The sequence below is a fragment of the Halosimplex halophilum genome (assembly GCF_004698125.1).
Lineage (GTDB): Archaea > Halobacteriota > Halobacteria > Halobacteriales > Haloarculaceae > Halosimplex > Halosimplex halophilum.
The window spans coordinates 623,710-636,747 of sequence record NZ_ML214297.1 but is presented as its reverse complement, the minus strand read 5'-3'; the positions used below and the strand labels follow the sequence as shown (position 1 = coordinate 636,747).

The following is a 13,038-nucleotide window of genomic DNA, read 5'->3' as shown; positions in this document are numbered from 1 at the left end:
GCGACCGCCCGGACTACTCCCCGTCGAGCAGTCTCGTCCCGACCCGGGGCGGGAGCCCGGCCGACTCCACGCGGGTAATCACTGAATCGATGTCGTACTCAACCCGGCGGAGCGAAACGCTCGGTTCGTCCGTGTCGAGGACCGCGTACGCCGCTCGCGGGTCCCCGTCCCGGGGCTGCCCGACGCTTCCGGGGTTGACGACGAGCCGCCCGTCGATAGTGGCCTCGTGCTGGACGTGCGTGTGGCCGACGACGACCCCCTCGTAGTCGTCCAGATACGGTCGAAGCCGCGGGAAATCCGCGGGCCAGACGTACCGGTCCTGCTCTTCCGGGTGGTCGTGGACCAGCAGGAACCGACTGTCCCCGATCTCGGTCTCCCGCGGCAGGCCGTCGAGCCACGCGAGTTGCTCGTCGGAGAGTTCGTCGTTCGCGTGTTCGAGCCCGCGCTGAGCCTGCTCGTTGTGACTGTACCGCCCGGGCGTCCCGACGGTCCGGTCGTGGTTCCCCTCGACCGTCACCGCCGCGACTTCGCGGACCCGATCCACGCACTCGGCCGGCCAGGGGTTGTAGCCGACCACGTCCCCCGCACAGACGATCTTCTCGACATCCGGCATATCCGCGAGCACCGCTTCGAGCGCCGGGCGGTTCCCGTGTACGTCCGAGATGAGGCCGATCCGCATACCCGTCGTACCGTCTTGCCGAGTGTCAATGTACCGCCGGTCCCGCGAGGGTTCGGTCCCGGACAGTCGTTCGCTACTCGAAGGTCGCTCGGCTACTCGGAGACACTCGGTGATTCTCGCGTGTCCGAGGTGGTGGTCGGAGACGACGAAGCGACTCGTGACGCCCCCGTTTTCACCCCGAGCAAACGACCGCCGCAGGGGCGTGATCAGGGACCAACCGTTTTGTCGGAGGCCGTAGAAGCGGGGAGAAACGTGACGAACCCCGACGACCCCCACGATCTGCGGCGATTCGTCGAAGCGCAGGAGTCGGTCATGGACGCGGTCAAGAAAGAACTGCGCTCGGGTCGCAAGCGCTCCCACTGGATGTGGTTCGTGTTCCCCCAGATGGAGGGACTCGGGAGCAGCGAGATGGCCCAGCGATACGCCATCGGTTCGCGGGCCGAGGCCGAGGCGTACCTGGACCATCCGATACTCGGGCCGCGCCTGCGCGAGTGCACGGAGCTGGTCAACGCCGTCGAGGGCCGGACGGCCAGCGAGATATTCGGGTCGCCGGACGACCTGAAGTTCCGCTCCTCGATGACGCTGTTCGCGACGGTCGCCGACGACCCGGGCCCCTTCGAGACGGCACTGGAGCGGTACTACGACGGCGACCCCGACCCGAAGACGCTCGAACTGCTCGACGACGGTTGAACGAGGGGTTACGTGGCGGAGGAACTGGGAACGGGATACCGACTGAAGGAAAGTGGGATGCTCCGTCAGGGATTTGAACCCTGGTCCTTGCCGTGAGAGGGCAAGATGATTGGCCGGACTACACCAACGGAGCGCACACGCCCTCTGTGTGTACCAAATCGTTGCGCGGATACGGGTTTAACGGTTGCGCTTCGCGCCCGTATCGGTACGCCGTCGCACACTCTCCGGCGCCGGATCTCCGTACCGTCGGCTGGTCGTCGTTTCGGGGATACCCGGAAGGTCCGCAACGGGAAGCCGGGACCGGCCGCTCACTCGTCGTCGAACGGGGAGCCGGCGGCCTCCGGCTCGTTGCCGCTGAGGCTGATGATGTTCTCCCGGCCGACCCGGAGCTTGCTGATCTCCTCCTCGTCTTCCATCTCCGAGAGGAGCATGCTCACCTTGGACTTCGACCAGCCCGTCTCGTCGACGATCCGGGCCTGTTTCATCCGCCCCTCGTGGGATTCGAGGATGTCGACGATGAGTTCCCGGTCGGTCCGGCCCTCGGGTTCGTCGGGTTCGGCGGCCCCCTCGGCGGCCGGGTCCGGTTCGGGCGGCCGGTCGGTCGTCGCCGGCCCCTCCGGGTCGGTCGACGACTCGCCGCCCGCGGAGCCGCCGACCGACCGAAGCGAGGGGAGGCCGGAGTGCCAGGCGGCGACGCCCCCGAGGCCGAGCGCGACGAGGACGACGGCGGCGACCATCATCCCGCCGATGTCGCCCGAGGCCGACTGCAAGGCGCCGACCGACGGCTCGCCGGCGGTCGGGGACGACGGCCATCCCCGTGCGGCGATCGCCCGCGCCGTCCCGCCCCCGGCCGCCAGTGCTCCCCCGACAGCGTCGCCGACCAGCCACTGCTGCATCTATCGTAACATGCCGAGGTCGGTATAAAAACGCTGTGAAACCGCGTATCTCCCGTTCGCCGACCGCCGGACGCGAGCGGGGTCCTCAGGCGAGCCCGACCGTCGGGACCGCGGCCTGCTGGAACACGCCCGCCAGGTCCAGCAGCGCGACGAGCAGGGTCGTGACGACGATGGCCACCGAGGGCGGGTCGAGGTGGGTGTCGGCGTGGGCGTACAGGACTCGCTGGGCGAGTTCGCCGACCAGGCCGGCGAGGACGCCGAAGGCGCCGCCGACGAGGATCGCGACCGTCGGGCCGGCGCCCGGGACCGCGAGCGCGGCGATCCCGGCGGGCAGCGCCATGTGGTGGGTGACGGGGAACCGCTCGACGCCGGCCGTCAGGAACAGCAGCCCCGTGGCGGCGATGCCGAACGCGAGGAAGTAACTCCCGGTCGCGACGGCGAGGAAGCCGGCGAAGACGCCGACGACGAGGCCGAGCAACCCGACGGTCGCCCACTCGGACTGGTAGGGGAGCCACGGCTCGACGACGTAGCGGCCGGCGAGCGACCGGGCGCCGTCGCCGTCGGCGGCCATCCGCCGGTCGCCGTCGCGGTAGGGCGACATGTCGAGCAGGTCCGTGTCGAGGCGGCCGAGCAGCGGGTAGCCGAAGACGGCCCGGTGCAACAGCGCGGAGACGACGACGCTCGCCGCGACGGGGTCCCAGGGCAGCCCCAGCCGGAGCGACAGCCCGGCGAGCCAGTAGCCGAGGACGCCGAAGGCGCCGCCGACCGCGAGCGCGCCGGGGCGCGGCCCGAGCGGCGCCGCGAGGTGTTTGGCCTCGTGGTAGGGGAAGTCGGTGTCGAGGTGGCCCTTGCGGCCGGCGTAGGCCGCGGCCGCGGCGGCGCCCGCGAACGCGACGTGCGGCCCCAGAACGGGGCCGTAGCCGACCAGCCCGGTGACGCCCGCCGCCCCGAGGTCGGCCGAGTCGGCGACGAGCGGCGAGCCGCCCGCGCCGGTGGTGACCCGCGCGATCTCGCCGACCGTGACGACCAGGCCGGCGAGGCCGTAGGCCGCGTAGCCGCCCAGCGCCGCGCCGACCGCGCCGCCCGCGAACGCCACGAGCAACAGGTCGACCGCGAGCAGACCGCCGTCAACTGCCATCGGCCTCACCCTGCGGCTCGGTCGGTCGGCGACCCCGGTTGCGCCGACCGGACTGTCGTGTCATAGGGGACGGAAGTCGGAGCCAGTAGTTAGTACTGACGGATAGTCGCGCGCGGCGAGGCCGCGAAAAAGGGGTGGCGGAGCGGACCGGAACGGTCCGGAACGGCGTGGGCCGGAACGGTCCGGAACGGAATCGGCCGGCGGAGTCGGTCAGTCGCGCCGGCTCAGTCCGACCAGCGAGACCAGTCCGCCGCCCAGCAGCGCGACGAGCGTCGCCGGCGCCGCGGTGTCGGTCCCGGCGTCGCTGCCGGTCCCGGCGTCCGTCGCGGTTCCGGTATCGCTCGCGGTCGGCGTGGCCGTCCCGGCGTCGCCGGCGGGCGTCGCGGTGCCGTCCGCGCCCGTGTCGGTGCCGCTGTCGTCGGCCGGGGTCGGCGTGGCCGTCCCGTCGCCGGTCGCGCCGTCGTCACCGGCGGTGCCGTCGCCCGTGCCGTCGCCGCTCGTCCCGTTGTCCGGCTGGGCGGTCGGGAGCGGCTGCGCCTGGCCCTTCTCGAGGGTGACCGTCGAGGCCGACTCGTTCTCGCCGATGACCTGGCCCTCGGTCACGTCGACCGTGGCGCCGTAGCGGAACGCGTAGGTGCCGTTGGAGGTCGTGCCGGTGCTGAGCCGGTAGGAGCTGTTCGCGGTGACGCTCGGGTCCGTGTAGCCCTCCTCGGTGCCCCACTCGTCGTAGCCGGTCGTCGAGTAGGGGACCGTCATCGTGAAGGAGCCGTCCTGGCCGGTCTCGGCCTGCTGGCGGTAGACGAACGTGGAGTTCGTCGACGGAACCTCCATCTGGACGGCCGCGTTGACCGTCGCGTTCGCGGGCCCCTCGCCCTCGATGGTCCCGCCGGGGACCCGCTCGAAGGCCTTCACCCAGTTCGTGCTGGCCGGCTGGAGCGCGCCGAGCACGCCCGGCTGGCGCAGCGAGGTCTGGAAGGCGCCCTGGGCCTGCTTCCGCAGGCCGAGCTGGTAGCGGACCGAGTCGAAGGCCGTGGTGTCGCTGCCCTGGACCATCCGGTAGTGTTCGAGCGCGGGGACCCGTTCCTCGGGGAAGCCGCCGAACCCGCCGATCTGGGAGGTCGGGTCGCTCTCGACGTACTCGCGGGCCTCGGCCATCGACCCGAAGCGGCGCGTCCCGTTGCTGATCGGAACTTGCTCGCCGCCCACGTCCTCGATCGTCCAGTCGAGGACGACCGGGCTCGGCTCGGCGGCGCTCCCGTGGAACCGGTACAGCCGGACGGCCGTGGAGTTGTAGTACGGCTGCTGGTGGCGCCGGAAGAGGCGGTACTGCACGCGGTCCTGCTGGCCCGTCTGGTAGTACAGGCCCGAGTAGTAGTCGTTCTGGGAGATGTTCCCGTCGGAGTAGAACGCGAACGGCGCGAAGTACTTCCCGCCGATGTTCAGCGGCTGGGTCCCCGCCCGCTGGTAGTACTGGGAGGTCTCGGCCATCTTCCAGTCGACCGTCACGAAGCGGCTCTTGGCGTCGTCCTCGCTGAGGTCGGTCATCACCTCGTTGGCGTGGGACTCGTTGGTCGACAGCAGGAAGTTCGCGGCCTGGTTGGCCCCCTGCTGGAACGGGTTGGCGGTGGGCATCTGCTCGCCCATCACCGTGATCCAGTGGCCGTAGTCCCACCACGAGAGCGTCCCGTAGTACCCCTCGGGGTAGTCGAAGTCGTCGGTGTTCTCGAAGGTGCCGTAGTAGGGGACGGCGTCGGCGTTGTCGGCGCCGCCGTAGGTGCCCTGTGCGGGCGCGTTCGTCTGCATCCAGCCGAGCGTCTCGTTCCAGGCCGGCTGAGCCTGCCCCGGCCCGCCCTCCGCGGAGGTCATCTGCATCGCGAGCGGCGTCGGGTAGACCAGCGGGGCGAACACCACCAGGACGACGGCGGCGATCGTCAGCACCTGGTAGGTCTCGATGTCCGTGTCGGGCGTCGACAGCCCGGAGAACCGCGCGAGTTCGCCGAGCACGAGCGCGGCCATCGACGCGACGGCGACGGCGAAGTAGTAGTCGAAGCGCTGCTGGGTCAGCGTCGCCAGCAGGAGGAAGACGGTCCAGACGGCGACGAGCGTCAGCTCGGCGCGCGGCCGGTCGTAGAAGTGCCGGGCCGCGACGTAGGCGACCCCGAGCAGCGCGATGAAGACCGTGAAGCCGTACCGGGGGAACAGCTGGCTGAACGGCAGCGACTGCGCCTCGCCGACGGTCTGTGCCGTGTCCGTGACCGAGAGGCCGACGACGCGGGTGATCTGGTTGACCAGGAAGCCCCACAGGTCCGGGAGCAGGACCGCCATCCCGCCCGCCAGCAGGAGGAGGATGCCGCCCACCGCGAGCGGGAACTGGAAGTTGGGCAGGTCCCGGGACTCCCACTCGCGGGCGAACCACGCGAGGAAGACACAGCCCGCGGCGACGCCGAACGCGAGCATCGGCTGGAGGAGGTTGTAGCTCGTGGCGCTGAGCCCGAGTTCCTCGATGACGGCGAAGCTCAGCACGCCGGTCGTCGACAGCGTCACCGCGCCGGCGATCGCGACGTGTTCCGGGCTCTCGCCGTGGGCGTACTCCGAGACGATCTGGACGAGGAAGAAGACGCCGAGGATGCCGACGAGGAAGACGCCGGGCGCCCAGGTCCAGAGGTAGATGGCGATGGCGGCGCCGGCGACCAGCGACCAGCCGACGGGGCGGCGCAGGGCGGCGACGTCGCGCGCCTTGAACAGCTCCCAGACGGGTTTCTCCTGTTCGGCGACGGAGACGGCGACCATCGTCGCGAGGACGGCGCCGGTCATGAACAGCGCCTCGGCGATGTGGTGGTCGTAGAAGCCGACGGTCCCGCGCTGGGCGAAGGTCGAGCCCGCGAGCGCGAGGACGGCGACGGCGATCACGCCGCCGAACTTCCCGGCCAGTCGCTTGGCCAGGAAGTACGCGGGGACCGCAACCAGGGTGCCGAAGACGGCCGGCGCGAACAGGACGACCAGCCGGACGGTGTGGTCGCTCGGGTTGCCGAGGCCGACCACCAGCGCGGCCGTGGCGACCAGCTGGTCCATCACCGTACCGAACTGGCTGGAGTGAGTCCCGACTGGGAACTGGGTCCACGGGTCGAACGGACTCGTGCTCGGCCAGTTGCGCACCGTGTACTGGACCATCCGGTAGTGGTACCAGGGGTCGTTCCCGCTGAAGTACACCGTCCCGTCTACGAGGAACTGTTTCCAATCGCGGACGCGACTCCACAGCATGAACCCGAGGAGGGCGACCACCGCCGGGATGTGGTAGTACTCGCCCACGACCTCGGCGAGGTCACCGGGTTCGTCGATGTTTTCGATCTGACCACGCCACTGACTCATTGACGGAACCAGTCCCATCGCGCGCATAAGCCTTGTCATATCACGATAAATGGGGCCAGCCGGGACCCACCGATACCGCTGCGTTCCTGCGATCTCCGGGCCGGATCGCCGGGTCGGGACGCCGACCACCGCGGCACGGCAGACGGAAAACCTATCCCGGCCCCCGGTCCATTGGGGGGACATGCGCGTCTCCGTCGTGCTCTGCGAGCACACGATGGACCGCTACGACGCGGTCACCGAGGCCGCTCGCAGCGTCCTCGACCAGACCTACGAGGACGTGGAGCTCGTCTTCGTCAGCGACGGCAACCCGGAGGTCTACGAGCGGTTCGAGGCCGACTTCGGCGACCGCGGGAACGTCGTCACGCTCTGCAACGACGCGAACCGCGGCCTGCTCGTCAGCCGGAACAACGGCGCGAGGGCGGCCACCGGCGATGTGGTCGCGTTCCTCGACGACGACGCCGTCGCCCACCCCGAGTGGATCGAGCGACTCGTCGACGCCTACGAGGCCCACGACGCCCTCGCGGTCGGCGGCCGGATGGCCCCCATCTGGGTCGACGGCCCGGTCGACTTTCTCCCCGCGGAGTTCTACTTCCTGATCGGCGCCACCTACCGCGGGTTCGGCGAAGGGCGGGACACCCCCGCCGAGGTCCGCAACACCAACGGCTCGAACCTCTCCTTCCGCCGCGAGGTGTTCCTCGACCTGGGCGGGTTCGACGACGAGATCGGCGGCCGCAAGGGCGACAAGAACCTCCAGGGCGGCGAGACGGAGGTCTGCGCCCGGCTGCAGGCGGAGTACGGCCAGGGCGTCCGGTACGTCCCCGACGCCGAAGTGGGCCACAAGGTGTACGCCTACCGCACCGAGCCGAAGTGGCTGCTGGACCGGGCGTTCTGGCAGGGCTACTCCAAGCGCGGCATGCAGCAGTTCGTCTCCGGGTCGGCCGAGGAGGAGGGCGACTTCCTCGGGAAGATCCTCGGGGAGTACGTCCCGGGCCGGCTCGCGGGCCTGCTCCGCGACCCCGACGCGACCGCCGCGAAACAGCTCGTCTGGCTCGTCCTGCTGACGGGGGTCGTCGGCCTGGGCTACCTCTACGGGATACTCAAGTGGCGGTGACTTGCGATCGGGAACAGCCGGCGAGCGGAGATATCCGGCGGGGAGCGGTGACCTCCGACGGGGATGATCAGCGTTAAGCGTTCGCCGGGGCCACTCCACCAGTAATGGCGGATCTGCCCGACGTGTGCGTCGTCACGCACCCGCTGGCGGCGGCCGGCGAGAACGCCACGCGGAGCCTGCTGGACATCCTCTCGGCGGTGACCGGCGTCGCGCTCGTCACCGCGGACCTGCCCGCCGACTCGGAGATCCGCGACCGCCACGAACTCGTGGAACTCACGCGGAAGGGCGCCGGCGACTCGGTCGCGGTGGCGGCCGTCCGCTTCCTCCTGAACCAGCTCCGGATGTGCCGCGTCCTCGCCGGCCGCGACGAGGGGGTCGTCCTGTTCTACGGCGCCACGTCGTACCTCCTGCCGATCCTGTTCGCTCGCGCCGTCGGGAAGACGGTCCTCGTCGAACCCCGGGGGGACGTGCCGCTGACGCTCCGCATCGCCTGGGAGGAGTCGCTGCCCTCGCCGGTCGCGCGGACGCTCGCGGGGCTCGTCCGCGCGCTCGAACGCGCGGGCTTCGCGGCCGCCCACGGGGTCGTGACCTACACGCCGTCGATGGCCGAGCAACTCGACCTCGACCCCGACTCCCCCGACGTGTACCCCACCGGCGCCCGCTACGTCCGGACCGACGAGTTCCGGGTCCGCACGCCCCTGGCGGAGCGGGGCCGTCGGGTCGGCTTCCTCGGCCGGCTGGACGAGGAGAAGAACGTCCGCGAACTCGCCGCCGCGGCGAAGGACCTCCCCGACGACGTGACCTTCACCTTCATCGGTGACGGCGACCTCCGTGAGTGGCTGGAGGACGAACTCGCGGACGAGATCGAGGCCGGGCGGGTGGAGATGCGCGGCTGGGTCGACCACGGCGACGTGCCCGCGGAACTCGACCGGCTCCGGCTGGTCGTCCTCCCCTCGGAACCCACGGAGGGGCTGCCGACGACGATCCTCGAAGCGCTGGCCTGCGGGACGCCGGTCTACGCGACGCCGGTCTCGGGCGTGCCCGACGTGGTCCGCGACGGCGAGACGGGCTTCCTGATGGACAGCACCGACCCCGGCGACATCCGCCGGGAGCTGCTCGCGGTCCTCGACCGGGAGGACCTGCCCGCGATCAGTCGCAACGGGCGCGAGCTGATCGAGTCGGAGTACAGTTTCGAGGCCGCTCAGGAGCGGTATCGCGAGATCCTGCAGCGAGCCGTCCGGCGTCGGAATCGGTAGCGACCGGAAGAGGTCGGTCAGACAGCGGCCGGAATCGGCCCGTCAGTACTTCTGGTCGCGGCCGACCAGGAAGTACAGTACGAGTCCCAGCAGCGGGGCCAGGAAGACGACGATGGCCCAGAGGAACGCGGGGTGGCTGCTGTTCTTCTTGGCGTCGCTGTACGTCCAGAATATCAGCGCGATCCCGACGGCGAAAAACAGCAGGCCGAACAGGAGGACGAACGCCGCCTCGCCCATCTGTAGCGGTACCGCGGTGGGTATCGTGGAGGGCATCACTGCCGAGAAACCGGCCACCGCGACAAATGCTTTGTGTTCGTTCACTCGGTTTCGAGCAGGATCTTCCCGACGAAGTCGCCGTCCTCGCCGAGGCGGTGGGCGTCGGCGACCTCGTCGAAGGCGAACCGCTCGTCGACGTGGGGCTCGACGGCGCCGTCGTCGACGAGCGCCGCGATGTCGGCCAGTTCGTCGCCGACCCGCTCCTGGCGCTCGCCGAGCAGCACCGGCAGGATGACGAGCACGACCCCGAGTTCCAGCGAGTTGGCGTGCAGCGCCGATACGTCCTGGGTCGAACTCGACTCGGTGGTCACGACGGTCCCGAACGGGCGGACCGCGTCGAAGGCCGTCTGGAGGTGGTCGTCGCCGACCGGGTCGAAGACCACGTCGAAGCCGGCGCCGTCGGCGTGCTCGTCGACGTACGACTCGACCTCGGTCGCGGTGTAGTCGACGGTGTGGTCGGCGCCGAGGTCGGCCGCGAACGCCCGTTTCGCCTCGGTCGAGCCGGTCGCGGTCACGTCCGCGCCGAACCAGCGAGCGAGCTGGACGCCGACGTGCCCGACGCCGCCGCTGGCGCCGTAGACGAGCACGTCGTCGCCCACGTCGACCGTCGCCTTGTCGGCGAGCATCTCCCACGCGGTCAGCGCGACCACGGGGAGCGCGGCCGCGTCGGCCAGCGGGAGCGTCTCCGGCGCCGGTGCGAAGGTCCCGGCGTGGCCGACGACGTAGTCGGCCAGCGCGCCGTCCCGGCCCGCGCCGCCGGGCATCCCGTACACCTCGTCGCCCACGTCGAAGCGGTCGACGTTCTCGCCGACCGCGTCGACGACCCCCGAGACGTCGCAGTGGAGGACTGCGGGGAACTCCGGGGTGAAATCGGGGATGTCGCCCCGCCGGATCTTGTAGTCGACCGGGTTGAGACTGGTCGCCCGCACCTCGACGCGGACCTCCTCGGGTCCCGGCTCGGGCACCGCGACGGTCCGCTCGGTGAACACGTCCGGGTCGCCGTACTCCTCGACGACGTAGGCGGTCATCTCCGAAGTCATGTCACCCGGCGGTTGGGCGCCGAGCCGGGAATGGGCAACGGTTGCGAGCGGGACCAGCCAGACCTTCACCCGGGTCGGCCCTCGCCCCGGGGTGATCACTCCACCCGACGGCTCCCGGAGGCGGTCACGTCGACCCCGGGGCTGTAGAGTACGGTTGGTTCGCTCTCGGGCGTGTCGAACCCGTTGGTCTCGAAGACCTCGTTCTCGCGGAGGTCGACGCTGGCCTCGTAGAGGGTCCACGGCGGGTGGCGGATCTGCGCGTAGCGCAACTCGCCGCCGGGCGTCTCGGTGTAGAATCGGTGGCGCTTCGTGAGGAACCGTTCGAGCGACCCCGGATCCGAGCGGAAGCCGTCGCCGACCGGCTCGTACCGGGCGTCGAAGTCGCAGGGCCGCGCGCCGGGGTGTCGCCGCCGGCTCCTGAACTCGACGCCCGACGCGTCGGCCTCCAGGGACATGTCGGCGAGGTAGTACGGGAGGTGGTGGAACAGGCGCGCGCCCGTCACGCCCAGGATCCCGTCGGCGTCGAGGCTGAAGAAGTAGACGCCCAGGTCCTCGGCGGGGCCGTCGTCGGTCGGCCCGGCGCCCTCGGCGCTGCGCTCCCCCTCGCGGGTGACGTAGGTCCGGAGGTTCAGTTCGGGCAGCGGGAGGCCGGTCCAGGCCGGCAGGCCGCGCGGGCGAACCGCGACGTTCGTGAACGGGACGACCGAGAGCCAGGCCCGCCCGCCGTGGGTGTCGACCGTCAGCGCGTCGGGGACGTGCGCGTCGACGAGGCCGGGGTCGACCGGCCAGTTGGCGAACAGGAGGTGGCGCCACCCCATCGCGATCGGGAGGTCCAGCAGCGAGCGAAGCGACATTGTCGGTCGTCGCTACGGCCCGCGCGCACATCACTGGTCGGACCGGCGGCCCGGTGGGACGGCGGTCGCGTGCCGTTCACTCCATGTAGCCGAGTTCGGCCAGCCGGTCGGCCACTTCGTCGCCCGGCCCGCCGGCGCGGGCGGTCTCGTGGTCGATCGGGTCCTGCGTGCCCACGTCGGGGTCGTCGACGAAGATGTCCAGCACCTCGCCGTCCATGTCCGTCGGGGTGTCGACGCCGTGGGCGGCGAGGATCGTCGGCGCGATGTCGCGGATGTCGATCTCGGGGATCTCGCCGCGGTTCCGGAAGTCGGGGCCGTCCGCGACGAAGATGCCCGTGGGCGTGTTCTCGGCGGCCCAGCGGTCGGGTTCGGTCTGGACGGCGTCGCCGCCCATCCCGTCGTTGACGTGGACGCCCGGGCGCTGGTCGACGACCACGTCCGGCCCGATGTCGACGTAGGGGCCGTCGTAGACCTCCTCGGCGCGGTAGACGCCCGTGAACAGCGGCTCGCCGTGCTCGTCGGTGACCTCCCGGAGGTCGGCGATGAGGTCCTCGCGCACCGACTCCACGTCGAAGCGCGGGTTGACGTAGATCGGCCCCTGGCCGCTGGCGAGCGCCTTCGTCTCCTCCGGGACGATCAGCTCCATCTTGCGCTCGCGCTTGGCGCCGGCGCTCTGGGGGACCAGTTCCTGGACGCGCTGGGGGACGTTCTCCGCGAGGAAGTCGACGAGGCCGAACCGCTTTGCCACGTCCAGCGCCGTCTCGCGGGTGAGTCCGACCCGCTGGAAGTAGTCCTCGACGCCGCTCGCACGGGTGAGATAGCCGTTCTCGGCGAGCCACTCGTTGACGTAGAACTCCGTGGTCGTCGCCGCGGCGCCGTGGTCGGACATGACCACGAGGTTCGTGTCCTCCAGTTCGGCCAGTTCACCGAGCCACTCGTCGACGAGCTGCCAGCCGCGCTTCGTCGGCTCGTCGTCCCAGAAGAAGTGGTGCAGGACGTTGAGGTAGAACAGCGTGACGTGGGTGAACTCGAGGTCCTCCTCCACGAACAGGTCCTTCGCAACCTGGAGGCGCAGTTCGAACAGCCGCAGGATCTGGTCGACCTCGGCGCCGCGCTCGTCGTTCGACGACAGCAGCGGGTCGGGGTGGACCTGGTAGTCGTAGCGGTCGGCCAGTTCGTCCTCGAAGTCGGGCGGGTGGGTGTACCCGGAGTCGAGCGAGCGGTACTCGCCCTCGACGGCGTCGGGGCCGCCGGAGACGACGTAGCCGTCGATCTCCCGCGGGGGGTACATCGAGGGCATGTTGACGACGCCCGCCCGCTGGCCGTCGGCGTTGAGGTAGTCCCACAGCTCGGCGGTCTTGTAGTCGCTCCCGCTCATAATGTCGATGCGCTCGTCGGCGAGGTCGATGCGCTCCCACCAGTAGACGCTGTGCTTGCCGGGGTTCTTCCCGGAGGAGTAGCACTTCCAGTTGGGGTAGGTGACCGGCGGCAGGCAGCTCCGGCTGGTCGCGTAGGTGCCCGACTCGCGGAGGGCGGCGAGGTTGGGGAGGAGCCCGTCGTCGATCCAGGGCTCGGTCAGCAGCCAGCTGGCGCCGTCGAGCCCGACAACGAAGGTCCGCGTCATTGTCGGAAGGCCGTGAGGCCGCCGGAAATACGTTTCGTTCGGCCGGACGGTCGCCGCGCCGCAGCGGGGTTTCGTACCGCCGTCCGCCGATTCGACGGACCCGCA

At 70.5% G+C, this 13,038-nt stretch carries 11 protein-coding genes and 1 tRNA gene; 3 read left to right on the top strand and 9 right to left on the bottom strand.

Going from position 1 to position 13,038, the window contains the following annotated elements; all coding sequences use genetic code 11:
• Positions 1–13: 13 nt before the first annotated feature.
• The gene (locus tag E3328_RS03250) at positions 14–679 is read right to left on the bottom strand and encodes a metallophosphoesterase family protein (RefSeq protein WP_135363186.1); all 666 of its coding nucleotides are present in this window, start codon (positions 677–679) and stop codon (positions 14–16) included.
• Between the two features lie 252 nt (positions 680–931).
• On the opposite strand from E3328_RS03250, the gene E3328_RS03245 reads away from it, so the two are divergent.
• On the top strand, positions 932–1,369 hold the full coding sequence (locus tag E3328_RS03245) for a DUF1810 domain-containing protein (protein WP_135363185.1): 438 nt from the start codon (positions 932–934) through the stop codon (positions 1,367–1,369).
• Positions 1,370–1,427: 58 nt separating this feature from the next.
• On the opposite strand, the gene E3328_RS03240 is transcribed toward E3328_RS03245, so the two are convergent.
• The 4 genes from E3328_RS03240 to E3328_RS03225 form a co-directional block, all read right to left on the bottom strand.
• Positions 1,428–1,502, bottom strand: a tRNA-Glu gene (locus tag E3328_RS03240).
• A gap of 175 nt (positions 1,503–1,677) precedes the next feature.
• The gene (locus tag E3328_RS03235; RefSeq protein WP_135363184.1) at positions 1,678–2,265 is read right to left on the bottom strand and encodes a helix-turn-helix transcriptional regulator; all 588 of its coding nucleotides are present in this window, start codon (positions 2,263–2,265) and stop codon (positions 1,678–1,680) included.
• A gap of 85 nt (positions 2,266–2,350) precedes the next feature.
• Positions 2,351–3,403, bottom strand: a complete 1,053-nt coding sequence (locus tag E3328_RS03230; protein WP_135363183.1) for a DUF7973 family transport facilitator — start codon at positions 3,401–3,403, stop codon at positions 2,351–2,353.
• Positions 3,404–3,613: 210 nt separating this feature from the next.
• Positions 3,614–6,772 (bottom strand): oligosaccharyl transferase, archaeosortase A system-associated, encoded by a 3,159-nt coding sequence (locus tag E3328_RS03225; RefSeq protein WP_135363182.1) that lies wholly within the window; start codon positions 6,770–6,772, stop codon positions 3,614–3,616.
• Between the two features lie 181 nt (positions 6,773–6,953).
• On the opposite strand from E3328_RS03225, the gene aglG reads away from it, so the two are divergent.
• A complete protein-coding gene (aglG, locus tag E3328_RS03220; RefSeq protein WP_135363181.1) occupies positions 6,954–7,883 on the top strand; it encodes a glucosyl-dolichyl phosphate glucuronosyltransferase in 930 nt (309 codons plus the stop codon).
• Between the two features lie 104 nt (positions 7,884–7,987).
• Positions 7,988–9,139, top strand: coding sequence for a glycosyltransferase (locus E3328_RS03215; RefSeq protein WP_135363180.1), 1,152 nt, complete (start codon positions 7,988–7,990; stop codon positions 9,137–9,139).
• A 42-nt stretch (positions 9,140–9,181) separates the two neighbouring features.
• Here the strand turns inward: E3328_RS03215 and E3328_RS03210 are convergent, their stop codons facing one another.
• From E3328_RS03210 to E3328_RS03195, 4 genes are all read right to left on the bottom strand, one after another.
• A complete protein-coding gene (locus E3328_RS03210) occupies positions 9,182–9,412 on the bottom strand; it encodes a PLD nuclease N-terminal domain-containing protein (RefSeq protein WP_135363179.1) in 231 nt (76 codons plus the stop codon).
• A 44-nt stretch (positions 9,413–9,456) separates the two neighbouring features.
• Positions 9,457–10,455: a zinc-binding dehydrogenase gene (locus E3328_RS03205; RefSeq protein WP_135363178.1), complete on the bottom strand. Its 999-nt coding sequence runs from the start codon at positions 10,453–10,455 to the stop codon at positions 9,457–9,459.
• Between the two features lie 95 nt (positions 10,456–10,550).
• Positions 10,551–11,309 carry a YqjF family protein gene (locus E3328_RS03200; protein ID WP_209452126.1) on the bottom strand — a complete coding sequence of 253 codons (759 nt, stop codon included), beginning with the start codon at positions 11,307–11,309 and terminating at the stop codon, positions 10,551–10,553.
• A gap of 76 nt (positions 11,310–11,385) precedes the next feature.
• The gene (locus E3328_RS03195) at positions 11,386–12,933 is read right to left on the bottom strand and encodes an alkaline phosphatase family protein (RefSeq protein ID WP_135363177.1); all 1,548 of its coding nucleotides are present in this window, start codon (positions 12,931–12,933) and stop codon (positions 11,386–11,388) included.
• Between the last annotated feature and the right edge of the window lie 105 nt (positions 12,934–13,038).